Source organism: Streptomyces sp. NPDC060198, assembly GCF_042728415.1.
In the GTDB taxonomy this organism is placed as follows: domain Bacteria; phylum Actinomycetota; class Actinomycetes; order Streptomycetales; family Streptomycetaceae; genus Streptomyces.
On sequence record NZ_JBHWZJ010000001.1, the window covers coordinates 58,896 to 80,407 of the forward strand.

Consider the following 21,512-nt stretch of genomic DNA (forward strand, 5'->3'; position numbering starts at 1 on the left):
ATGGACCGGCTGGACAGAGAAATACTCGCCATCCTCCAGGAGGACGCCCGGATCTCGTACCGGGACCTGGGCGTCCGCGTCGGGCTCAGCGCCAACGCCGCGGGCGACCGGGTACGCCGGATGCGCCGCGACGGAGTCATCCGCGGCTTCACGGTGATCATCGATCCGGCCGCCGACACCCGCTCCGGACTCGTCGTCTTCATCGACGTCTCGTTGCGCCTGGACACCACCAACGAGGAGTTCGAACGCTCCGTGCTGACGCTGCCGGGCATCACCGAGGTGGTGCACCTGACCGGCGGCCACGACTACCTCGTACGGGCCACGGCCGCCGACCCCGGCGCGCTCGACAGCCTGCTGCGACGCCTCAAGCGGGACGCGGGCGTCGCCCACTCCATCACCCGGATCGCCCTGCGGGCCGCCCCCACCCGCTGAACCTCGGCCGACGCGGCACCAGGGCGTGTGTCGACGCCCGGCACGCACGCTCGCCGCGTTGTCGGGATCACCCCGGTACATCCAGCATCGGAGCGGCTCTCCGCCGTGCGATCGCACGCACCGGACGCCGCCGGACCCGCCCTCCGGGCGACCGGCGCCACTTTCGACACACGCTTCAGATCGGTGCCTGCCAGGTGAGAGGCGGACGCCGCTCACCGTGCTCGTCCTGCCCGTCGTCCGAGACCAGCAGCCGCACCGCGCGTCGCCCGTCCGGCAGCCGGACCGTCGCGTCCACCTCCACCTCGATCGCCGAAACCCCCGTCCGGCGATGGGCGGCGGCCAGCGCGCCCCGCAGGGTCGCCAGCAGCTCGCCGGCCGCCGGCTCGGTCACCAGGGCGTCCACAGGGCCCGCGAAGTGCACCGACGGCTGGAAGCCCAGCAGCGCCGAAGCCCCGGCCGTCTCCCGCAGCACCCGGCCCCGGAACGTCGTCGGCGCGTCGGCGGGCGGCTGCTGGAGGGCGAAGATCGTGGTCCGTACTTCCTGGATCGTCGAATCCAGCTCGTCCACGGCCCGTACCAGCAGACCGTCCGCCTCCATCGCGTCGCCCGGGTCACCGGCCCACTCCGGGGCCTTCGTCGCCGCCACGGCCCGGCGGCGGGCCGACTCCAGCGTCATCTCGGTCGCGAAGAGCCGCTGTACGACGAGATCGTGCAGGTCACGGGCGATCCGGTCGCGGTCCTCGTAGACCGCGAGCTGCTCCCGGTCCAGCTGGGCGTCGGCCAGCACCAGGGCCAGCGCCGCCTGCGAGGCGAACTGGGTCGCCAGCTGCTTGTCCGCCGTGGTGTACGGGCGGCCGCCCCGCAGCCGGGGCAGGGAGAGGGTGCCGATCAGCCGGCCGCCGCTCTCCAGCGGCAGCATCATGCTGGGCCCGTACCGGTGGCGCACCGAGGTCGTCATCATCGGGTCGGTCGCCGCGTCCTCCAGGAACACCGGCTGCCCGCCCAGCAGGTGGACGAGTACGGGGGAGCCGGGCGCGATCGAGGCGCCCAGGATGCCCGTCGGGTCCTCCAGGGTCGACACGGTGACGATCTCCATGCCGCCGTCCTCGCGGGACTGGAGGATCACCCCGGCCGCCGCTTCCGCGAGCACCCTGGCCCCTTCGGCGACGGTCTGCAGCGCCTCGGCCCGGCTCGTTCCGGTGAGCAGCGCCGTGGTGACGGCCGCAGATCCCTGGAGCCAGCGTTCCCGCTGGAGGGCCGATTCGTAGAGCCGCGCGTTGCTGATCGCGATGCCCGCCTGGGAGCCCAGCACCCGCAGCAGCGCGTCGTCCGCGTCGGTGAACGGCCGCCCGCCGCTCTTCTCGCAGAGGTAGAGGTTGCCGAACACCTCGGTGTCGACCCGTACCGGAGTACCGAGGAAGGTGTGCATGACCGGGTGCCCGGGCGGCACTCCGGCCGAACGCGGATCACGGGTCACATCGTCGGAGCGCAGCGGCCGGTGGTCGTGGATCAGCGCGCCGAGCACCCCCTTGCGGCCGTCCGGGAGCGCTCCGATGCGCCGGCGCTCCTCGTCGCCGAGGCCCGCGGTGTACAGCTCGGTGATCCGGCCGGACTCGGGGTCCAGCACGCCGAGGGCGGCGTAACGGGCGTCGGTCAGCAGGGAGGCGGTGTCCACGATCTGCTGGAGTGTGGTGCCGAGCCCCAGATCGGTGCCGACACTCAGCACCGCCTCCAGCAGTTCCGGCAGCCGGGGCGCGTAGCCGTGCCGCGCGCCCTCGGGCCGGTCGGGACCGCCCGCCGCGCCGGGGGTGTCCTCCGGCCCGTCCGGACCGCTGCCGTGCTCGCGCGCCATCCGCCTCGCCCCAGCCCCGCCGTGCGGTCAGCCGACGAGCGGGTTGAGGACCATCGGGGCGATCGTGCCGTCCAGCATCGCGCCGAGGCCGAGGATCGAGCACACGTCGGGCCGCTCCGCGATGGTCACCGGCATCCCGGTGGCCGTCCGCAGCAGCTGGTCGAAGCCCGGCAGCAGGGCGCTGCCGCCGACCATCATGATGCCCCGGTCGGCGAGGTCGGCGACCAGATCGGGCGGGCAGTCCCGCAGCACCCTGCCGAGGCCGTCCACCACCGCGGTCAGCGGGGTGTGGATCGCCTGCCGCACGGCGGCCGTGTCCACCTGCACCGAACGGGCCAGCCCCGTCGCCACGTCACGGCCGTGGATCTCGGTCACGGCGGGGCCCTGCGAGGTCAGCCCGGTGCCGCTGAGGGCCAGTTGGAGGGGGCGCACGGACTGGCTGGGCAGCATCAGTTCGTGGTGCTGGCGCAGGTGCTGGATCACCGCGTTGTCGATGGTGTTGCCGCCGATGGGGATGCGTACGGCGGTGACGATCGAGCCCAGCGAGAGCACCGCGATCTGGGTGGTGGCCGCTCCGCACACCATGATCATGGTCGCGGTCGGCTGCTCGACCGGGAGTCCGCAGCCGACGGCCGCCGCGATCAGGGTGTCTACCAGCTCCACCCGGCGGGCGCCGAGCCCGACCAGGGTCTCCACGGTCGCGCGCTGGGCCAGCGGGTCACTGTCGTGCGGGGTGCACGCGGCGGCCCGCAGCCGGGGCTTGCGGCGGAGCTGACGGCGGAGCTTCTCGCCGATCAGGTGGCGCAGCATCCGCTGGGCCATCTCGATGTCCACGACGGTGCCGCCCGAGACGGGCCGGGCCACCCGGATGTAGCTGGGGGTGCGGCCGGTCATCTGCTCGGCGAGCGCGCCCACCGCGATGAGCGATCCGGTGCGGGTGTTGACGGCCGCGACACTCGGTTCGTCCACGACGAGCCCGAGCCCCTTCACGTACACCCGGGTGCTCGCGGCTCCCATGTCGACGGCGATGTGGCAACGGTGCAACTGCTCAAGGCTGACGGTCACGGCGGGTTCTCCCGAGAGCGCTGGTGGTGTCCCGGCGGCGGCCGGCTCTCCTTCGCATCGTGGGCGGGGCGGGGGCCGGGCGCGCGTTGAGGTACGCCGGAAGGGGCCCGCGGGACCGGCGGCTCCCGGGCGTCCGTCAGCCCGGCAGCAACCGCTGGAACAGGCCCCAGGTGAACTCGGCGACGTGACTGGCGCCGGTCGCCGGGTCGGTGAAGGCCAGCGCCCAGCGGGTCGGCGCGCTGCCCTCCATCGGGCGGACCGGTGCGAAGGCCCGCGCCACCTCGTCCACGGTGCAGGACCACGGGGTGAGGTCGGCGGCGGTCCGCAGCTCGGGACCCGGGGTCCCGGGCGCGCGGACCAGCCAGGCGTTCCACACGGCTCCGCCCGGCGCCGCCATCACCTCGAACCGCAGGCCGGGCCAGAGCGGCAGCGCCCACGTCAGCGCGTCGCACTCCAGATCGCCGACCTTCCGCCGGACGGACCGCTCGGGCTCGCCGAGCACCGAGCGGTACCGGCGGAGGACTCCCCGCCCGCCCGGTCCGCGCACCATGGCCTGCCAGCGGCGGTTCGCCTCGCGCGCCTCGGCGAGGGTGGCGCTCAGCTCGTGCCGGGCGTCCTCGGCCAGGTCCGGCTGGTGGTCGGCCATCCGGCGGAGCAGGACGAGCTGGAACTGGAGCGGTCCGAAGGGGGTGGCGGCGGTCATGCCGTCCATCCTGCCCCGCGCCCCGTCGGGGCCGCTCGGCTCTCGTCGCTCAGCCGCCGGTGGCCCCGGCGACGAGGTTCTCCAGGGCGGTGCGGTCCCCCTGGGGCCCGGCGCCGAGCATCCGGCGCAGCAGGTCCCGCAGCACCGTGCGCTCCGCCTCCGACAAGCCGGCCAGCGGCTCACGGGCGAAGTCCAGCGCCTCGCGCAGCCGCAGCGCGGTCACGCGCCCCTTCTCGGTCGGGGCGGCGAGCTTCACCCGCCGGTCGTGCGGGTCCGGACGGCGTTCGACCAGGTCACGAGCCTCCAGCCGGTCCACGATGCCGGTCACGTTCGACGGCTCGCACTTCAGCTTCTGCGCGATCCGGCGCATGGGCATCGGCTCCAGGGACAGCAGACCCAGCACCCGTGCCTGGGCGCCGGTGAGTGAGAAGGAGGCGGCGGCCCGGTCGTACTCCTCGTAGTAGCGCGCCACGACAGTGCCGATCAGCTCGACGACTTCGAGGGTCAGAGGATCTGTACGCGGGGTGGTCATGACACACAGGATACCCAGTTGCTTGACAAGATGAAATATTCAGGAGCATGGTTGTTTCATGTGGTGAAGCTTTACATGATGAAGCTTCTCGCCGCGCCGTGCGCCCCACCGCGTACGCATCCCCTGCCCCCGCACCCCGCACCGAGGAGAACCCGAGCCCATGTCTGCTGCACTTCCCGCGTCCAGCCGCGAATGGCACCTCGTCGCCCGCCCGCACGGCTGGCCGAAGCCCGAGGACTTCGCGCTGCGTGAGGCGCCGGTGTCGGCTCCCGCCGAGGGCCACGTCCTCGTCCGCAACCTCCACTTCTCCGTCGACCCGTACATGCGCGGCCGGATGAACGACGTGAAGTCGTACACCCCGCCCTTCCGGCTCGACGAGCCGATGGACGGCGGCGCGGTCGGCGAGGTCGTCGCCTCGAACGCCGAGGGCATCGCGGTCGGCGACCACGTCCTGCACGGCCTCGGCTGGCGCGAGTACGCCGAGGTCCCGGCGAACCGCGTGGCCAAGGTGGACCCGGACGTCGCCCCGCTCTCCGCCTACCTCGGCGTGCTCGGCATGACCGGTCTCACCGCCTACGCCGGCCTCTTCGAGGTCGCCTCCTTCAAGGAGGGCGACGCGGTCTTCGTCTCCGGCGCCGCCGGAGCCGTGGGCAGCCAGGTCGGCCAGATGGCCAGGCTCAAGGGCGCCTCCCGTGTCATCGGATCGGCCGGATCCGACGAGAAGGTCAAGCTCCTGGTCGAGGAGTACGGCTTCGACGCCGCGTTCAACTACAAGAACGGCCCGGTCCGCGACCAGCTCCGCGAGGCCGCCCCGGACGGCATCGACGTCTACTTCGACAACGTCGGCGGTGAACACCTGGAGGCCGCGATCTCGTCGTTCAACGTCCACGGCCGCGCCGCCATCTGCGGCATGATCGCGCAGTACAACAGCACCGAGCCGACGCCGGCTCCGCGCAACCTCGCGCTGGTCATCGGCAAGCGGCTCCGCCTGGAGGGCCTGCTCGTCGGCGACCACACCGCGCTCCGGCCGAAGTTCGTCGAAGACGCGGCCGGCTGGTTGGCCTCGGGCGAGCTGAAGTACCGCGAGACCACCGTCGAGGGCATCGAGAACGGCTTCAGCGCCTTCGACGGCCTGATGCGCGGCGAGAACACCGGCAAGATGATCGTTTCGCTCGTCTGACCGCAGGCTCGTCCGTCAAGGACAGCTCCGTCACGGACAACGTCCGTACCCACAGGAGGAGTACCCCGCATGAGCATCCCGAACATAACCGTCGCCTACACCGCCGTCGCCACCGCCGAGAACGGCCGTGACGGCCGGGTGTACTCCGACGACGGAAACCTCGACGTCGTCGTCAACCCGCCGAAGGCGATGGGCGGCAGCGGCAACGGCACCAACCCCGAGCAGCTCTTCGCGGCCGGCTACAGCGCCTGCTTCCAGAGCGCCCTCGGCGTCGTGGCCCGGCAGAAGAAGATCAGCATCGCCGGGTCCACCGTGACCGCGTCGGTCGGTATCGGCCAGGCGGACACCGGTGGCTTCGGCCTGGAGGTCGCGCTCACCGTCTCCATCCCGGACGTCGGCACGGAGACCGCGCGTGAACTCGTGGAGCAGGCCCACCAGGTCTGCCCGTACTCCAACGCCACCCGCGGCAACATCAAGGTCGACCTCGTCGTCGCCTGACCCCGCGCACCACGGCAGGCCGCACCCCCCGGACACCCACTGGCGGCGTCCAGGGGGTGCGCACGTACCCTGGCGCCATGAGCGATCTCGCGGCCGGATTCGGCTACTTGCTGAAGGGACAGCGCTGGGTCGTCCGGCACGGCCGCTGGTTCGGGTTCGGACTGCTGCCGGGGCTGATCACCCTCGTCCTGTACCTCGGTGCACTCGTCGGACTCGCCTACGGCGCCGACGACTTGGCCGACTGGTCCACCCCGTTCGCCGACGACTGGTCGCAGCCCTGGCTCGGCCTGCTCCGCAACACGCTGACCGTACTGGTCTTCGTCTTCGGGCTGTTCCTCGCCGTCATCACCTTCACCGCCGTCACCCTCCTGGTCGGCCAGCCGTTCTACGAGTCGCTCTCCGAGGAGGTCGACCGCAGCGAAGGCGGCGAGGTCCCCGAGTCCGGGCTCCCGCTCTGGCGCGAACTCTGGGTGTCCGCCCGGGACTCCGTCCGCATCCTGGTGCGGGTCTCCCTCTACGGCATCCTCCTCTTCGCCCTGGGATTCATCCCGGTGGCCGGACAGACCGTCGTGCCCGCCCTCGGCTTCTGCGTCTCCGGCTACTTCCTCGCCGAGGAACTCACCTCCGTCGCCCTCCAGCGCCGGGGACGCGACCTGCGCGCCCGTCTGGCGCTGCTGCGCGGCCGGCGGGCGCTGGTGCTGGGCTTCGGCGTCCCTCTGACGCTCGCCTTCCTGATCCCGGTCGTCGCGGTGTTCCTGATGCCGGGCGCCGTGGCCGGGGCGACCCTGCTGGTGCGCGACCTCGTCGGCGCGCAGGACGCGCAGGGTCCGCAGGGCGCGGAGGCCAACCCTGGCGCACCGGTCACCTCGCTCCTGAAGCCCGAGGGCGACTGAGGGGCTGACGGGGCCTCTGGTGCCCGGCCCCGGGCAGCAGCCCACGCTCCGCGCGTGGCCCGGTCCGCGCTCGTTGCGCGACTGAATGCGCTGATGTGGGACGTAGTTGGCGCGGTGGTCGCCTCGGCGCCTCCTGGCGGACGGAGAGTACGAAGCCGCCCCGTCCCACCGCACGCGTTCCGGGGCCGGGCGGTCGCGCCAGTCGGCACAGGCTCCGCCAGGAGCCGCCCCATGACCAGCGCGACCCCCGTCGGTATGCGTTCCCGTCCCGTGGGCGGCACCGCGATACCCGCGTCTCCGCCCTCCTCGACACCCCGTGGCCCAAGGGCGACCCGGTGGACTGCCCCGCGGACAACTCACCGGCTGCGGGCCTGCGGTACCACCCTCTCCGCCGCGATCCACGACCCGGTGCGCTCCCAGGCCGTGCGCGCCGCCGCCGCGGCGGCCGGCGCCACCCTCGTCGACCTGCGGGCCTGGATCTGCGACACCCGCGCAGCCCGCTGCCCCGTCGCCGTCGGCAACGTCTCCGTCCACCGCGACACCAGCCACCTCTCGGACGGGCTGCACGACCGCGCCGGCCCCGGTGCTGGAGCCGGTGATCGAGGGCCTGAGGGGAACAGCACAGGCCCTGAAACCCCCGCCCCGGCCCGGCATCCCCTCAGGCTCCGACGTACGCCGCCAGATGCTCGCCCGTGAGGGTGGAGCGGGCGGCGACCAGATCGGCCGGGGTGCCCTCGAAGACGATCCGCCCGCCGTCGTGGCCCGCCCCGGGGCCGAGGTCGACGATCCAGTCGGCATGCGCCATGACCGCCTGGTGGTGCTCCACCACGATCACCGACTTGCCGGAGTCCACGAGCCGGTCGAGCAGCCCGAGCAACTGCTCGACATCGGCGAGGTGCAGACCCGTGGTCGGCTCGTCGAGCAGATAGATCCCGCCCTTCTCGCCCATGTGCGTGGCCAGCTTGAGGCGTTGGCGCTCACCGCCGGAGAGCGTGGTCAACGGCTGCCCCAGGGTGAGGTATCCGAGCCCGACGTCCACCAGCCGGCCGAGGATCCGCTCCGCGGCCGGGGTCGCGGCCTCACCCTCGGCGAAGAACTCCCGCGCCTCGGCCGCCGACATGGCGAGCACCTCGCTGATGTCCCGCCCGCCGAGCCGGTATTCCAGCACCGAATCCTGGTACCGCCGGCCCTCGCATTCCTCGCAGACGGAGGCGACCCCCGCCATCATCGCCAGATCGGTGTAGACGACGCCGATGCCGTTGCAACCGGGGCACGCACCTTCGGAGTTGGCGCTGAAGAGCGCCGGCTTCACCCCGTTGGCCTTCGCGAACGCCTTGCGGACCGGGTCCAGCAGTCCGGTGTACGTCGCCGGATTGCTGCGCCGCGAACCCCGGATCGGGCTCTGGTCCACCGACACCACCTCCCCGCCCCCCGCCTGCCGGGGCAGCGCACCGTGCACCAGCGAGCTCTTGCCGGAACCGGCGACCCCGGTGACGACCGTGAGCACCCCGAGCGGGAGGTCCACGTCCACGTCGCGCAGGTTGTGCGTGGAGGCGCCCCGGATCTCCAGGGCCCCGGTGGGCTTGCGCACCTCGTCCTTCAGCTTCGCCCGGTCGTCGAAGTGGCGGCCGGTGACCGTGTCGCTCTTCCGCAGTCCCTCCACGGTCCCCTCGAAGCAGACCGTGCCGCCGGCCGCACCGGCGCCGGGACCCAGGTCCACCACATGGTCGGCGATGGAGATCGTCTCCGGCTTGTGCTCCACCACGAGCACGGTGTTGCCCTTGTCCCGCAGCCGCAGCAGCAGGTCGTTCATCCGCTGGATGTCGTGCGGGTGCAGCCCGACGGTCGGCTCGTCGAAGACGTACGTGACGTCGGTGAGCGAGGAGCCGAGGTGGCGGACCATCTTCACGCGCTGCGCCTCGCCGCCCGAGAGCGTGCCGGCCGGGCGGTCGAGCGAGAGGTAGCCGAGGCCGATCTCCACGAACGAGTCGAGCGTCCGCCCCAGCGCGGTGAGCAGCGGCGCCACCGAGGGCTCGTCCAGAGCGGCCAGCCACGCGGCGAGATCGCTGATCTGCATCGTGCAGGCGTCGGCGATGGAGACGCGCGCGATCTTCGAGGACCGCGCACCCTCGCTGAGCCTGGTGCCCTCGCACTCGGGGCAGGTGGTGAAGGCGACCGCGCGCTCCACGAAGGCCCGGATGTGCGGCTGGAGCGTCTCCTTGTCCTTGGAGAGGAAGGACTTCTGGATCTTGGGGATCAGCCCCTCGTAGGTGAGGTTGACGCCCTCGACCTTCACCTTGGTGGGCTCCCGGTGCAGGAAGTCCTGCATCTCCCTCTCGGTGAAGTCGCGGATCGGCTTGTCCGGGTCGAGGAAGCCGGACTCCGCGTAGACCCGCACGGTCCAGAAGCTGTCGGACTTCCAGCCGGGGATGGTGAACGCGCCCTCGGCCAGCGACTTGGAGTCGTCGTAGAGCTGGGCGAGGTCGATGTCGGAGACGGTGCCCCGGCCCTCGCAGTTCGGGCACATCCCGCCGGTCCGGTTGAACGTGGCCTTCACGGCCTTCTTGTTGCCGCGTTCGACGGTGATGGCGCCGCTCGCCCGTACCGAGGGGACGTTGAACGCGTAGGCGCCCGGCGGGCCGATGTGCGGCTCGCCGAGGCGGCTGAAGAGGATGCGCAGCATGGCGTTGGCGTCGGTGGCGGTCCCGACGGTGGAGCGGGTGTCGCCGCCGAGGCGCTGCTGGTCGACGAGGATCGCGGTGGTCAGGCCGTCGAGCACGTCCACCTCGGGCCGTGCCAGCGTGGGCATGAAGCCCTGCACGAAGGCGCTGTACGTCTCGTTGATCAGCCGTTGCGACTCGGCGGCGACGGTGCCGAACACCAGAGAGCTCTTGCCCGAGCCGGAGACGCCGGTGAACACCGTCAGCCGGCGCTTCGGGAGCTCGACATGGACGTCCCTGAGGTTGTTCACCCGCGCGCCGTGCACCCGGATCAGATCGTGGCCGTCCGCACCGCGCTCCGCCGCCGTCCGGCGATCCGTCCCCTGGGCCCTGCTCATGCTGTCTCCTCCTGCGGTGGCGTCCTGGCGCGTACGGGTGTGCCGGCGGTGCGGCGGTCTACGGTGCCACGTTCCGCGGCGTGGCGGGTGTGCGCGTCACTTCTTGTTCTGGGTGAAGCGCAGCATGTTGCCGGACGGGTCGCGGAAGGCGCAGTCGCGGACGCCGTAGGGCTGGTCGAGCGGCTCCTGGATCACTTCGCCGCCTCCTTCGCGGATGCGCTCGAAGGTGGCGTCGACGTCGTCGGTCGAGAAGATGACCCCGCGCAGCAGGCCCTTCGCGAGGAGCTCCGCCACGGCCTGCCGGTCGGCGGCCGAGGCGCCCGGGTCCGCCAGCGGCGGCTCCAGGACGATGTTCACGTCGGGCTGCGAGGGGGAGCCGACGGTCACCCATCGCATCCCCTCGAACCCCACGTCGTTGCGGACTTCGAGTCCGAGCACGTCACGGTAGAAGGGGAGCGCCTTGTCGTGGTCGTCGACGGCGATGAAGGTCTGGGAAAGGTTGATGTCCATGCGTTTCACGCTACGGGCGGGGTCATCGTTTCGCTTCTCCATTCCTGACCGGTCGCGTGTGGATCTTCGCGACGCAGGCGGGGACGGCCGCGCCCGCCTCGTGGGAGCGCGCCCGGTAGGCGCTCGGGCTCTCGCCGACCAGTTCGGTGAAGCGCGAGCTGAAGGACCCCAGCGAGGTACAGCCGACCTCGAAGCAGACCTCGGTGACCGACAGGTCGCCCCGCCGCAGCAGCGCTTTCGCCCGCTCGATCCGGCGGGTCATGAGGTAGTTGTACGGGGTCTCCCCGTAAGCCGTCTTGAAGCTGCGGGAGAAGTGGCCCGCCGACATCAGGGCGGTACGGGCCAGCGCGGGGACGTCGAGCGGCTCGGCGTACTCGCGGTCCATCCGGTCGCGGGCCCGGCGCAGTCTGCGGAGGTCTTCCAACGACGTCATCCGGCCACCTTCGCACGGGCCCACCGGCCGCGCCCGGCACTTCGGGGGATCAGGGGCAGTCGTCATGTGCATGGTCGCGCTGTTCCCGGGTACGTACCGGGTCCGGGACGGTCCACGCGACCGAGGAGCCCCGCAGCGGACCTGACACCGCTGCGGGGCTCCTCCCCGTCCCCGCCCCGCCTCCGCCCCGGCGGGGGTCAGCGCACGGAGAAGCCGTACTCCGTCGTCGAGACGTACTCCTCGCCCGGCCTCAGTACCGTGCTCGGGAAGTGGGGCCGGTTCGGCGAGTCCGGGAAGTGCTGGGTCTCCAGCGCGATCCCGGCCGACGGCACGAAGGGGCCGCCGCCGAGGTGGTCGGCGGTGTAGAGCTGGATGCCCGGCTCGGTCGTACGCACCGTCAGCGCCCGCCCGGAGCCCGCGTCGTACAGCTCGGCGGAGACCTCCGCGAGCTCGCCCGGAGCGTCCAGGACGTAGTTGTGGTCGTAGCCCGGGCCCACCGGCTTCGGCCGGCGGAAGTCGAACCGGGTGCCGTCCACCGGGGCGAGTTCGCCGGTCGGCAGGGAGGCGGCGTCCACCGGGGTGATCCGCCCGGCCGCGATCCGCAGCTCGTGCCCGAGCGCGCTGCCGGTGCCCGCGCCGGCCAGGTTCCAGTACGTGTGGTTGGTGAGGTTCACGACGGTCGGCGCGTCGGTCGTCGCCCGGTAGCCGATCCGCAGCGACCCGCCCGGCTCCAGCGTGTACGTCACCGAGACCGCGAGCCGCCCGGGGAAACCCTCCTCGCCGTCCTCGGCGACGAGGTGCAGCTCCACCCCGCCGTCCACCTCGCGGGCCGCCCAGACCCGCTTGTCGAAGCCTCGCGCCCCGCCGTGCAGCTGGTTGGGGCCCTCGTTGGCGGTGAGCCGGTGGGTGCGGCCGTCGAGCTCGAAGGAGGCGCCGCCGATGCGGTTCGCGTACCGCCCGCAGACCGCGCCGAAGAAGGGCGAGGCGTGGGTGAGGTACCCGGCGAGGTCCGGCAGTCCGAGGACGATCTCCCCGGCCGTCCCGTCCCGGTCCGGCACCTCGACGGACTGCTGAATCGCGCCGTACGTCAGCAGACGTACCCGGGTCCCGTCGCGCTCCAGGGTCCAGCGCTCCACGGACGTACCGTCCGGGAGAGTGCCGAACGGGTCGCTGCTGATCGTCGTCACCGTACTCATGATCGGACTTTACGCTGGTGGGGCGGCTGCCGTGACATTGCGGTAGGCGATCTCCGCCAGCCGGGCCTGCCCGTCGCGCCCCGGGTGGAACCAGTCCCACGGGCTGAGTTGGGCGCCGGTGAACGGATAGTCGTAGACCGCGTCGCCGTCGTACCGGCAGAGCTCGTCCCCTGCGCACACCTCCCGCAGCACCTCGTTGTACTCCACCACCCGCTCGCGCACGGCGGCACGCCGGGCGGTGGCGGCGGCCCCCATGTTGTCGGCGTCGGCCAGCATCGACTTGCAGATCCCGAGCTTCCAGACCTGCTTGCCCAGCGGGTTGCGGCGCCCGGTCGACCAGAGCCGCCACAGGTCCGGCACGCTCGACACGTACACCTGCGCCTTCGGGACGGCGGCCCGCAACTGCCGCAGCGACAGATCGAAGGAGAACCGGAAGTCCTCCACGGGTGTCATGGATGCCACCGAGCCCCGGCAGGCGTCGTTGGCCCCGATCATCACCGTCACCAGCTCCGGCCGCTCCCGCGCCGCCTCGGCCATCTGCTCCGGCAACTGGGCGATCCTCGCGCCCGACACGGCGTGGTTCCAGCTGTGCGACGCCACCTCGGACGGGCCGAGGAGCCGGGCGGCGAGACTGTGCACCGCACTGTCCGTCCCGGTGGCCCAGGAGACCTCGGGGCAGTCGGCCAGTACCGAGCAGGCGTCGAACCCCCGGGTCATCGAATCGCCGACCGCCGCGACCGAGCCCGGACGGCGGTTCCACACCGGACCGGCGGGCGCCGCGGCCGTGGCGCGACCGGCGCCCTTCGGTGCGCTCTTCGCGCCCCCGTCCGCCCCGCCGGAACACCCCGTCAGCACGAGTGCGCCGGCGCACGCCCATGCCGCCATACCGGTGACGGCGGTCCGCGGGCGGTGACCCTGCCGTGTGTGCTCCGGCATCTTCAACCTCCGGTCGTTCCTGGCCTATGCCGCTGGTCATGGCCCCCGGCACACCTCGTACGCGCAGGCGTGCGCCGGGCGTGCTCCGCCGGGTGAAAGCGGGCGAATGAGGGGCTCGGGACCGACCGTACGTCACACGTCCGGCCCCGGCGCACGGTAGCTTTTTCCCGGAGAGCCAGTGAGGCCCGCCCGCCCGTGCCCCGCACGGGAGGTCCGGTAAGTTACCTCACGTCACATACTGTCCGTTTTCTGGAGATTATCTCCCGATGCTGTTTACTGATGACAACCTCGGGAGCCGGCCGGGAACAGGCGGTACGGGCGCGAGGCCGCTGGGTAAGGCGTACCTCGTCCCACACGGGAGGTTCCGGTGACGACACGTGGAGTCCTGTACGTACACTCCGCACCGCGCGCGCTCTGTCCGCACATCGAATGGGCGGTGGCAGGCGTACTCGGGGTGCGGGTCCAGTTGGACTGGATCAGACAGCCGGCCGCGCCCGGCACCTGGCGGTCCGAGTTCTCCTGGCGGGGCCGCGCCGGCACCGCCTCGGAACTGGCCTCCGCCCTGCGCGGCTGGGACCTCCTGCGCTTCGAGGTGACCGCCGAACCGTGTGCCACGGCCGAGGGCGAGCGCTACAGCTCCACCCCCACGCTCGGCATCTTCCATGCCGTCACCGGCATGAACGGCGACATCCTCGTCCCCGAGGACCGGCTGCGGGCCGCCCTGACGCGCTCCGTGCGCGGGGAGTCGGACCTGGAGTCGGAGGTCGCCGGGCTCATCGGCAAACCCTGGGACGACGAGCTGGAGTCCTTCCGGCACGCCGGCGAGGGCGCCCCGGTCCGCTGGCTGCACCAGGTGGTCTGAAGCCCGCGCGCGCCGCCGGGACCACGGGCCACCGGAAGATCGCGGGGTGTCAGGAGCCGCGTTCCGCATGGTGAATCACCGGCGACCGAGGAGCGCGGCCTCACTACGCTGCGCACGCATGACCTTCCACGAGGTGCGCGGCACCACCCTCCGCCACGACGACACCGGCCCCCGCGACGGAACACCCGTCGTCCTGATCCACGGCCACCCCTTCGACCGCACGCTCTGGGCTCCGCAGGTCCGGGCGCTGGCGGCGGCCGGATACCGGGTGATCACCCCGGACCTGCGCGGTTACGGCGCGAGCGGGGTGACGGAGGGGACGGTGTACCTCTCCGACTTCGCCGACGACCTCGCCGCCCTCCTCGACCACCTCGGCCTCGCGGACGCGGTCGTCGGAGGTGTCTCGATGGGCGGTCAGATCGCCCTGGAATTCCGGCGGCTCCACCCCGGGCGGGTACGCGCGCTGGTCCTCTCCGACACCTCGGCGCCGCCGGAGACGGAGGACGGCAAGGCGTACCGCAACGAGCTCGCCGACCGGCTGCTCGCCGAGGGCATGGGCGGGTACGCCGCCGAGGTCATCGACAAGATGCTCGCCGCCTACAACGTGACCGCCCTGCCCGAGGTGGCCGACCGGGTGCTCGCGATGATGCGGTCCACCGACCCGCGCGGTGCCGCCGCCGCGCTCCGGGGCCGCGCCGAACGCCCCGACCTGCGGCCCGTGCTGGCCGCCGCCGACATCCCCGTACTCGTCGTCGTCGGCGCCGACGACGTGTACACCCCGCTCGCCGACGCCGAGGAGATACGCCGCCACGCCCCGCACGCACGGCTCGAAGTGATCGAAGGCGCCGGCCACCTGCCGGGCGCGGAGCAGCCCGAGCGGTTCAACGCGGTCCTGCTCGACTTCCTCACCCGGCAGGTGACGGGAGCCCGATGACCGGACCGCACCCGCTGCTCGCGCTCTTCCTCGACGCCGCCGAGGGACGCTTCCCGCCCGTCGACGGCTCGGTGACGCTGCTACCGCCCCTGCCCGGCGGGCTGGAGTGCTCCGTCGCGTTCACCGGCCACGCCGTCGTCGCCACCGCACTCCCCGCCGAGGAGGTCCTCGGGGCCGGCCCGGACGGCTTCGGAGCCTCGCTCGCACCGGACTTCCTGCGCCTGCTGTGCGGCCCGCACGGCACGGTCGGCGTCACCGACGCGACCCTCACCGCACGGGGCACCGGCGGCCCGCCCCGCCTCGGCCCGCTGGACGGCCACGACGAGCACCCGCGCGTCCGGCACGCCCGCCGCCTGCGCCGGAACGTCCGGGTGTACGGCGACGAGCGAGGCATGATCACCCTCGCCGAAGGGCTCGCGGGGCGCCCGGAGCTCAGCATCGAACTCCACGATCCCGGGGCCCGCGCTCCCGGGCGGGGGCGCGGGCTGCTCGCCGACGCCCTCACCCTCGTACCGTCCGCCAGCCCCGTCTTCGCGGCCGTCTCCCCGGGCAACGCCCGCTCCCTGCGCGGCTTCCTCGCCGCCGGGTTCGTACCGGTCGGCAGTGAGGTGATCGTCGAACCCGGCCGGGCGTGAGGCTCCCGGGAACGACGATGCCCGCCTCTCCGGAGAACCGGGGGGCGGGCATCGTCGTGGCGAACCGAGCAGAAACGATCAGACGCTGCGGAAGGCCAGGACCACGTTGTGGCCGCCGAAGCCGAACGAGTTGTTGATCGCGGCGATCGAACCCTCGGGCAGCGGCTGCGGCTTGTCGCGGACGATGTTCGCCGTCACGTCGTCGTCGAGGTTCTCGATGTTGGTGGTCGGCGGGGCCATCCGGTGGTGCAGCGCGAGGACCGTGGCCACGGTCTCGATGCCGCCCGCACCACCCAGCAGGTGGCCCGTCATCGACTTGGTCGCGGAGATCGCGACGTGGTCGAGGTCGTCGCCCAGGACCGAGCTGAGCGCCTTCAGCTCGGCCACGTCGCCCTGCGGCGTGGACGTGGCGTGCGCGTTGAGGTGGACGATCTCGGACGGCTTGAGGTCCGTGGTGTCCAGCAGGTTGCGCATGGCCGCGGCGATGCCCCGGCCGGTCGGCTCGGGCTGCGCGATGTGGTGGGCGTCGGCGGACAGGCCCTGGCCCAGCACCTCGCAGTAGACCTTGGCGCCGCGCGCGGCGGCGTGCTCGGCCGACTCCAGGATCACGACGCCCGCGCCCTCGCCGAGGACGAAGCCGTCACGGCCCGTGTCGTACGGCCGCGAGGCCTTCTGGGGCTCGTCGTTGTTCTTGGACATCGCCATCATGTTGGCGAAGGCAGCGATCGGCAGCGGGTGGATGGCCGCCTCGGTACCACCGGCGACGACCACGTCGGCACGGCCGGTACGGATCATCTCGACGGCGTACCCGATGGCCTCGGCCCCCGACGCACAGGCGGAGACCGGGGTGTGGACACCGGCCTGGGCGTTGACCTCCAGGCCGACGTTGGCCGCCGGGCCGTTCGGCATGAGCATGGGGACGGTGTGCGGGGAGACGCGGCGTACGCCCTTCTCCTTCAGCACGTCGTACTGGTCGAGCAGTGTGATCACGCCACCGATGCCGGAGGCGATGACCGTGCCCAGCCGCTCGGGCTCGATCGTGTCGTCCTCACCGGCCTTGCCGGTGAAGCCGGCGTCCGCCCACGCCTCGCGAGCCGCGATCAGCGCGAACTGCGCTGAGCGGTCCAGCTTGCGGGCGAGCGGGCGGGGCAGAACGTCGCCCGGGTCAACCGCCGCCAACGCGGCGATCCGGACGGGCAGTTCGGCGAAACGCTCGCCTTCGAGGGGCTTGATGCCGGAACGGCCGGCCATCAACCCCTCCCAGGTCGATGCGGAGTCGCCACCCAGCGGAGTGGTTGCGCCGATACCGGTGACGACCACGGTGCGATTGGTCGAGTTCACTGGAAAATCTTCTCCACGTGTAGAGGGTCGTGAATCAGCGGCGCCACCGCCGGGTGGCGACACACGAACAGGCCTGGGATCAGGCCTGGTTCTTCAGGATGTAGTCGGCAGCGTCGCCGACCGTCTTGAGGTTCTTGACGGACTCGTCGGGGATCTTGACGTCGAAGCGCTCCTCGGCGGCGACGACGACCTCGACCATGGACAGCGAGTCGACGTCCAGGTCGTCGGTGAAGGACTTGTCCAGCTGGACGTCCTCGACCGGGATACCGGCGATCTCGTTGACGATCTCGGCGAGACCGGTGACGATCTCTTCCTGGGTGGCGGCCATGTTGGCGCTCCTTCGATAAGTGTCTACTGGGTTCTGACGTCCGGACCGAGAACCCCGATGGTGCTGGATCTTCTCGTTCGGACCGGCGAAAAGCCTTAGGGGAGAGTAACGACCGTCGCGGCGAAGACGAGACCCGCCCCGAAGCCGATGACGAGGGCGGTATCGCCGCTCTTCGCCTGCCCGGTCGCCAGGAGCCGCTCCATAGCGAGCGGGATCGAGGCGGCGGAGGTGTTGCCGGTCGTCTCCACGTCGCGGGCGACGATGACGTTCTCCGGCAGTTTGAGGGTCTTCACCATCGAGTCGATGATCCGCATGTTGGCCTGGTGCGGAATGAAGACGTCCAGGTCTTCCGGAGCGACCCCGGCGGCTTCCAGCGCCTGCTGGGCCACCTTCGCCATCTCGTAGACGGCCCAGCGGAAGACCGCCTGGCCCTCCTGCGTGATGGCCGGGAACTTCTCCGGGCGCTCGGCGTGGAACTGGTCCCACGACACGGTCTGCTTGATGGTGTCCGACTTGTCGCCCTCGGAGCCCCAGACGGTCGGGCCCATGGCCGGTACCTTCGACGGGCCGACGACGACCGCGCCCGCTCCGTCACCGAAGAGGAAGGCCGTGGCACGGTCGGACAGGTCGGTGAGGTCGCTGAGCCGCTCCACACCGATGACGAGGACGTACTTCGCGGAACCGTCGACGACCATGCCCTTGGCGAGCGTCAGGCCGTAACCGAAGCCCGCGCAGCCGGCCGAGATGTCGAAGGCCGCGGGCTTGCCCGCGCCGATCTTGTGCGCGATCTCGGTGGCGACGGCCGGGGTCTGCTTGAAGTGCGAGACGGTGGAGACGATCACACCGCCGATCTGCTCCGGGGTGATCCCCGCGTCGGCGATGGCCTTGCCGGCGGCCTCCACGGACATCGCGGACACGGTCTCCTCGTCGGAGGCCCAGTGCCGGGTGGCGATGCCGGAGCGTGAGCGGATCCACTCGTCGGACGAGTCGATCGTTTCGAGGATCACCTCGTTCGGCACCACGCGGGTCGGGCGGTAACCGCCGACACCCATGATGCGTGCGTACGGGGCGCCCTGGCTGGGCTTGATCTTCGACATGCTCGTGCTCCTTAGGCGGACGCGTGCTCGGAGATGAGCGCGCGGGCCGCGTCGAGGTCGTCGGGGGTCTTGAGCGCGAGGGTCTGGACGCCGGGCAGCGCACGCTTGGCGAGCCCGGTGAGGGTGCCCCCGGGGCACACCTCGATGAGCGCGGTCACACCGAGCTGCTTGAACGTCTCCATGCACAGGTCCCAGCGGACCGGGTTCGCGACCTGCCCGACCAGGCGCTCGACGACCTCGGCGCCCGTCGCGACCGTCTTGCCGTCCGCGTTCGACACGTACGTCACGGTGGGATCGGCGATCTCCAGCCCCCGGGCCGCTTCGCGCAGCCGCTCGACAGCCGGCGCCATGTGGTGCGTGTGGAACGCCCCGGCGACCTTGAGCGGCACCACGCGGCGCACACCCTCCGGCTTGTTCTCGGTCAGCGCGGCGATCTGGGCGGCCGTGCCCGCGGCGACGATCTGACCGCCACCGTTCACGTTGGCCGGCGTCAGCCCGAGGCTCTCCAGGTGCGGGACCGTGACGTCCGGGTCGCCGCCGAGCAGCGCGGCCATGCCGGTCTCGGTGACCGCGGCGGCGTCGGCCATCGCGAGCCCGCGGGCCCGGACCAGACGGAGCGCGGCCTCGTCGCCGAGCACACCGGCGTACGCGGCGGCGGTGATCTCGCCGACGCTGTGCCCGGCGACGACGGCGGGCGACGCGTTCAGCGCGGACGCGGAGAGGAGACCCGCGGCCACCAGCAGGGGCTGAGCCACCGCCGTGTCACGGATCTCGTCGGCGTCGGCCTTCGTGCCGTAGTGGGCGAGGTCGAGCCCGATGGCGTCGGACCAGGCCGCGATGCGGTCGGTGGCACCGGGAAGGTCGAGCCAGGGAGTCAGGAAGCCGGGCGTCTGAGCGCCTTGGCCGGGAGCGACGAGTACGAGCACCCTCACACTCTCTCTTGCGGACGGTCCCGTACGCCCGTGGGGACAGGGACGAAGAACCGTCAGGGGAATTGTTGAAGTCCGACAAAAGTCTAGGACTGGCCGTCTCTCGCGGCCAAGCGCCCCAGGATCAGCGCGATCCGGAGCGTGAACGCGGACCGTACGTCGGACGGCGACCAGCCGGTGACGTCCGTCACACGTCGTAGCCGGTAGCGCACGGTGTTGGGGTGCACGAACAGCATTCGGGCGGCACCTTCCAGGCTGCTCGCCTGTTCCAGGTAGACACTCAGAGTCTCCAGGAGCGCGGACCCGGCCTCCTCCAGAGGGCTGTAGATCTCCTCCACCAACTGATCCCGCGCGGCAGGGTCTCCGGCCATCGCGCGCTCCGGCAGGAGGTCGTCGGCCAGGACCGGACGCGGGGCGTCCTGCCAGGCGATGCACGCCTTCAGCCCGGCAGCCGCCGCCTGCGCGGACCGGGTCGCCGCCAGCAGGTCGGGCACCACCGGTCCGGCGACGACCGGACCGGCCGCGTACGGGCCGATCAGGCCCCGCGCGACCTGGAGCGGGTTGTCGCTGCCGCCCGCGATGACCACCAGCCGATTGCCCAGCACCCCGGTCAGTACCTGCACCTTGGAGCCGCGCGCCGCACGCCGGATGGCCTCGACCGTCAGTTCGCTGTCCCCGTCCGGGGCGGTACCGAGGATCACGCAGACGTGCTCGGGGGAGTTCCAGCCGAGCGCGGCGGCCCGGGAGATCGCCCCCTCGTCCGCCTCGCCGGACAGGACCGCGTTGACCACGAGCGATTCGAGCCGGGCGTCCCACGCGCCGCGCGCCTCGGCCGCCTGCGCGTAGACCTGGGCGGTCGCGAAGGCGATCTCCCGGGCGTAGACGAGCAGGGCCTCACGCAGTACCGACTCGTCGCCCGGTGCGGCGACCTCCTCGATCGCCGCTTCCATGACCTCGATCGTCGTACGGACCATCTCGACCGTCTGCCGCAGGGTGATCGCCCTGGTCAGCTCGCGCGGGGCCGTACCGAAAACATCGGTGGAGATCGCCTGCGGGGTCTCCGGATGCCGGAACCACTCGGTGAACGCGGCGATGCCCGCCTGCGCCACCAGGCCGATCCAGGACCGGTTCTCCGGGGGCATCGCCCGGTACCACGGCAGCGTCTCGTCCATGCGGGCGATGGCGTTCGCCGACAGCCGGCCGGAGGACTGCTCCAGCCGTTTCAGGGTCGCGGCATGCAGATGGGCGTCATGGGCGGCGCGCTGCGCGGGATCGGGTCGGGGCACGGAGACAAGACTGCCTTATCCGGGCAGAGGGACGGAGGGGCGGGGCGGGTGAGGGGCGCGGAGACGTCGTCGTACGGGCCGGGCCGGCTCCGGCCGTTCCGGGGCGGGGCGGCTGCCCCGGCGCCCGGCTACGGTGGGGGCGTGATGTCCGTACACCGCGCGCAGAGCCGGTACGAGGGCGGGGACCGGGCGGCGGGGATCGAATCCCGGCACGCCTTCTCCTTCGGTTCCTTCTACGACCCCGACAACCTCCGCTTCGGCGCGATCCTCGCCTGCAACGAGGAGCGGCTCGCCCCCGGCGCGGGCTTCGACGAGCATCCGCACAGCCACACCGAGATCGTCACGTGGGTGGTGGAGGGCGAGCTCACCCACCGCGATTCGGCCGGTCACACCCGGGTGGTGCGCGCCGGTGACGTACAGCACCTCAGTGCGGCGGCCGGGGTCCGGCACGTCGAACGCAACGACGGCGACGCGCCTTTGGTGTTCCTCCAGATGTGGCTGGCGCCGCTGGAGGCCGGGGGCGAGCCCGCCTACGCCGTCGTCCCCGGCATCGCCGACTCCACCCCGTACGCCCTGCCCGCCGCCGGGGCGATGCTGCACGTGCGACGGCTCGCACCGGGCGAGCGCGCGGCGGTCCCGGACGCGGTGCGGGCGTACGTGCACGTGGTGGTCGGCGAGGTGGACCTCGGCGGCGAACGCCTCGGGCCGGGGGACTCCGCCCGGATCACCGGGGCCGAGGGACTGGAACTGCGGGCGCGGGGCCCGGCCCAGGTGCTGGTCTGGGAGCTGGCGGGCTGAACGCGGGCCCAGCC

22 protein-coding genes are annotated in these 21,512 nt (G+C 72.1%); 8 read left to right on the top strand and 14 right to left on the bottom strand.

Annotated features, from left to right (window positions below):
• On the top strand, positions 1–432 hold the full coding sequence (locus ACFWEP_RS00190) for an Lrp/AsnC family transcriptional regulator (protein WP_328721918.1): 432 nt from the start codon (positions 1–3) through the stop codon (positions 430–432).
• A 175-nt stretch (positions 433–607) separates the two neighbouring features.
• On the opposite strand, the gene ACFWEP_RS00195 is transcribed toward ACFWEP_RS00190, so the two are convergent.
• The 4 genes from ACFWEP_RS00195 to ACFWEP_RS00210 all read right to left on the bottom strand — a co-directional run bounded on the left by ACFWEP_RS00195 (position 608) and on the right by ACFWEP_RS00210 (position 4,584).
• A complete protein-coding gene (locus ACFWEP_RS00195) occupies positions 608–2,284 on the bottom strand; it encodes a GAF domain-containing sensor histidine kinase (protein ID WP_387363040.1) in 1,677 nt (558 codons plus the stop codon).
• Positions 2,285–2,311: 27 nt separating this feature from the next.
• Positions 2,312–3,349: a rod shape-determining protein gene (locus ACFWEP_RS00200; RefSeq protein ID WP_387363043.1), complete on the bottom strand. Its 1,038-nt coding sequence runs from the start codon at positions 3,347–3,349 to the stop codon at positions 2,312–2,314.
• A 136-nt stretch (positions 3,350–3,485) separates the two neighbouring features.
• The gene (locus ACFWEP_RS00205) at positions 3,486–4,052 is read right to left on the bottom strand and encodes a hypothetical protein (protein ID WP_387363046.1); all 567 of its coding nucleotides are present in this window, start codon (positions 4,050–4,052) and stop codon (positions 3,486–3,488) included.
• Positions 4,053–4,101: 49 nt separating this feature from the next.
• Positions 4,102–4,584, bottom strand: a complete 483-nt coding sequence (locus tag ACFWEP_RS00210) for a MarR family winged helix-turn-helix transcriptional regulator (protein WP_387363049.1) — start codon at positions 4,582–4,584, stop codon at positions 4,102–4,104.
• Positions 4,585–4,744: 160 nt separating this feature from the next.
• On the opposite strand from ACFWEP_RS00210, the gene ACFWEP_RS00215 reads away from it, so the two are divergent.
• From ACFWEP_RS00215 to ACFWEP_RS00225, 3 genes are all read left to right on the top strand, one after another.
• Entirely contained in the window at positions 4,745–5,764 is a 1,020-nt protein-coding gene (locus ACFWEP_RS00215; protein ID WP_387363052.1) for an NADP-dependent oxidoreductase, read from the top strand.
• A 69-nt stretch (positions 5,765–5,833) separates the two neighbouring features.
• Entirely contained in the window at positions 5,834–6,262 is a 429-nt protein-coding gene (locus ACFWEP_RS00220) for an organic hydroperoxide resistance protein (RefSeq protein ID WP_387363055.1), read from the top strand.
• 77 nt (positions 6,263–6,339) lie between these two features.
• A complete protein-coding gene (locus ACFWEP_RS00225) occupies positions 6,340–7,155 on the top strand; it encodes an EI24 domain-containing protein (protein WP_387363058.1) in 816 nt (271 codons plus the stop codon).
• Between the two features lie 658 nt (positions 7,156–7,813).
• Here ACFWEP_RS00225 and ACFWEP_RS00230 read toward each other — a convergent pair.
• From ACFWEP_RS00230 to ACFWEP_RS00250, 5 genes are all read right to left on the bottom strand, one after another.
• Entirely contained in the window at positions 7,814–10,213 is a 2,400-nt protein-coding gene (locus ACFWEP_RS00230; RefSeq protein WP_387363061.1) for an ATP-binding cassette domain-containing protein, read from the bottom strand.
• A gap of 96 nt (positions 10,214–10,309) precedes the next feature.
• Complete coding sequence (locus tag ACFWEP_RS00235; RefSeq protein ID WP_328721928.1) at positions 10,310–10,723, bottom strand: VOC family protein; 414 nt, start codon at positions 10,721–10,723, stop codon at positions 10,310–10,312.
• Positions 10,724–10,745: 22 nt separating this feature from the next.
• Positions 10,746–11,156 carry a helix-turn-helix transcriptional regulator gene (locus ACFWEP_RS00240; protein WP_387363064.1) on the bottom strand — a complete coding sequence of 137 codons (411 nt, stop codon included), beginning with the start codon at positions 11,154–11,156 and terminating at the stop codon, positions 10,746–10,748.
• Between the two features lie 197 nt (positions 11,157–11,353).
• On the bottom strand, positions 11,354–12,352 hold the full coding sequence (locus ACFWEP_RS00245; protein WP_387363067.1) for an aldose epimerase family protein: 999 nt from the start codon (positions 12,350–12,352) through the stop codon (positions 11,354–11,356).
• Positions 12,353–12,361: 9 nt separating this feature from the next.
• The gene (locus ACFWEP_RS00250) at positions 12,362–13,237 is read right to left on the bottom strand and encodes a GDSL-type esterase/lipase family protein (RefSeq protein WP_387363176.1); all 876 of its coding nucleotides are present in this window, start codon (positions 13,235–13,237) and stop codon (positions 12,362–12,364) included.
• Positions 13,238–13,655: 418 nt separating this feature from the next.
• Between ACFWEP_RS00250 and ACFWEP_RS00255 the strand changes: the two genes are divergently transcribed.
• The 3 genes from ACFWEP_RS00255 to ACFWEP_RS00265 all read left to right on the top strand — a co-directional run bounded on the left by ACFWEP_RS00255 (position 13,656) and on the right by ACFWEP_RS00265 (position 15,719).
• Positions 13,656–14,150 carry a DUF3145 domain-containing protein gene (locus tag ACFWEP_RS00255; protein WP_387363070.1) on the top strand — a complete coding sequence of 165 codons (495 nt, stop codon included), beginning with the start codon at positions 13,656–13,658 and terminating at the stop codon, positions 14,148–14,150.
• Positions 14,151–14,268: 118 nt separating this feature from the next.
• The gene (locus tag ACFWEP_RS00260) at positions 14,269–15,084 is read left to right on the top strand and encodes an alpha/beta fold hydrolase (RefSeq protein WP_387363073.1); all 816 of its coding nucleotides are present in this window, start codon (positions 14,269–14,271) and stop codon (positions 15,082–15,084) included.
• On the top strand, positions 15,081–15,719 hold the full coding sequence (locus ACFWEP_RS00265) for a hypothetical protein (RefSeq protein WP_387363076.1): 639 nt from the start codon (positions 15,081–15,083) through the stop codon (positions 15,717–15,719). The genes ACFWEP_RS00260 and ACFWEP_RS00265 overlap by 4 nt, the downstream gene beginning before the upstream one ends.
• A 78-nt stretch (positions 15,720–15,797) precedes the next feature.
• Here ACFWEP_RS00265 and fabF read toward each other — a convergent pair whose 3' ends face one another.
• The 5 genes from fabF to ACFWEP_RS00290 all read right to left on the bottom strand — a co-directional run bounded on the left by fabF (position 15,798) and on the right by ACFWEP_RS00290 (position 20,700).
• Entirely contained in the window at positions 15,798–17,060 is a 1,263-nt protein-coding gene (gene fabF, locus ACFWEP_RS00270; protein WP_387363079.1) for a beta-ketoacyl-ACP synthase II, read from the bottom strand.
• A 79-nt stretch (positions 17,061–17,139) separates the two neighbouring features.
• Positions 17,140–17,388: an acyl carrier protein gene (locus ACFWEP_RS00275; protein WP_328721935.1), complete on the bottom strand. Its 249-nt coding sequence runs from the start codon at positions 17,386–17,388 to the stop codon at positions 17,140–17,142.
• 95 nt (positions 17,389–17,483) lie between these two features.
• The gene (locus ACFWEP_RS00280) at positions 17,484–18,485 is read right to left on the bottom strand and encodes a ketoacyl-ACP synthase III (RefSeq protein WP_387363084.1); all 1,002 of its coding nucleotides are present in this window, start codon (positions 18,483–18,485) and stop codon (positions 17,484–17,486) included.
• A gap of 11 nt (positions 18,486–18,496) precedes the next feature.
• Positions 18,497–19,411: an ACP S-malonyltransferase gene (locus ACFWEP_RS00285; protein ID WP_387363087.1), complete on the bottom strand. Its 915-nt coding sequence runs from the start codon at positions 19,409–19,411 to the stop codon at positions 18,497–18,499.
• An 89-nt stretch (positions 19,412–19,500) separates the two neighbouring features.
• Positions 19,501–20,700: a PucR family transcriptional regulator gene (locus tag ACFWEP_RS00290; protein ID WP_387363090.1), complete on the bottom strand. Its 1,200-nt coding sequence runs from the start codon at positions 20,698–20,700 to the stop codon at positions 19,501–19,503.
• 141 nt (positions 20,701–20,841) lie between these two features.
• On the opposite strand from ACFWEP_RS00290, the gene ACFWEP_RS00295 reads away from it, so the two are divergent.
• Positions 20,842–21,498 carry a pirin family protein gene (locus tag ACFWEP_RS00295; protein WP_387363093.1) on the top strand — a complete coding sequence of 219 codons (657 nt, stop codon included), beginning with the start codon at positions 20,842–20,844 and terminating at the stop codon, positions 21,496–21,498.
• Positions 21,499–21,512 lie beyond the last annotated feature (14 nt).

Coding starts and splice junctions, on each gene's coding strand:
- ACFWEP_RS00195 (WP_387363040.1), bottom strand. CDS start 2,284: ATGGCGCGCGAGCACGGCAGCGGTCCGGACGGGCCGGAGGACACCCCC.
- ACFWEP_RS00215 (WP_387363052.1), top strand. CDS start 4,745: ATGTCTGCTGCACTTCCCGCGTCCAGCCGCGAATGGCACCTCGTCGCC.
- ACFWEP_RS00235 (WP_328721928.1), bottom strand. CDS start 10,723: ATGGACATCAACCTTTCCCAGACCTTCATCGCCGTCGACGACCACGAC.
- ACFWEP_RS00260 (WP_387363073.1), top strand. CDS start 14,269: ATGACCTTCCACGAGGTGCGCGGCACCACCCTCCGCCACGACGACACC.
- ACFWEP_RS00205 (WP_387363046.1), bottom strand. CDS start 4,052: ATGACCGCCGCCACCCCCTTCGGACCGCTCCAGTTCCAGCTCGTCCTG.
- ACFWEP_RS00245 (WP_387363067.1), bottom strand. CDS start 12,352: ATGAGTACGGTGACGACGATCAGCAGCGACCCGTTCGGCACTCTCCCG.
- ACFWEP_RS00275 (WP_328721935.1), bottom strand. CDS start 17,388: ATGGCCGCCACCCAGGAAGAGATCGTCACCGGTCTCGCCGAGATCGTC.
- ACFWEP_RS00225 (WP_387363058.1), top strand. CDS start 6,340: ATGAGCGATCTCGCGGCCGGATTCGGCTACTTGCTGAAGGGACAGCGC.
- ACFWEP_RS00220 (WP_387363055.1), top strand. CDS start 5,834: ATGAGCATCCCGAACATAACCGTCGCCTACACCGCCGTCGCCACCGCC.
- ACFWEP_RS00210 (WP_387363049.1), bottom strand. CDS start 4,584: ATGACCACCCCGCGTACAGATCCTCTGACCCTCGAAGTCGTCGAGCTG.
- ACFWEP_RS00230 (WP_387363061.1), bottom strand. CDS start 10,213: ATGAGCAGGGCCCAGGGGACGGATCGCCGGACGGCGGCGGAGCGCGGT.
- ACFWEP_RS00280 (WP_387363084.1), bottom strand. CDS start 18,485: ATGTCGAAGATCAAGCCCAGCCAGGGCGCCCCGTACGCACGCATCATG.
- ACFWEP_RS00265 (WP_387363076.1), top strand. CDS start 15,081: ATGACCGGACCGCACCCGCTGCTCGCGCTCTTCCTCGACGCCGCCGAG.
- ACFWEP_RS00250 (WP_387363176.1), bottom strand. CDS start 13,237: ATGGCGGCATGGGCGTGCGCCGGCGCACTCGTGCTGACGGGGTGTTCC.
- ACFWEP_RS00190 (WP_328721918.1), top strand. CDS start 1: ATGGACCGGCTGGACAGAGAAATACTCGCCATCCTCCAGGAGGACGCC.
- ACFWEP_RS00240 (WP_387363064.1), bottom strand. CDS start 11,156: ATGACGTCGTTGGAAGACCTCCGCAGACTGCGCCGGGCCCGCGACCGG.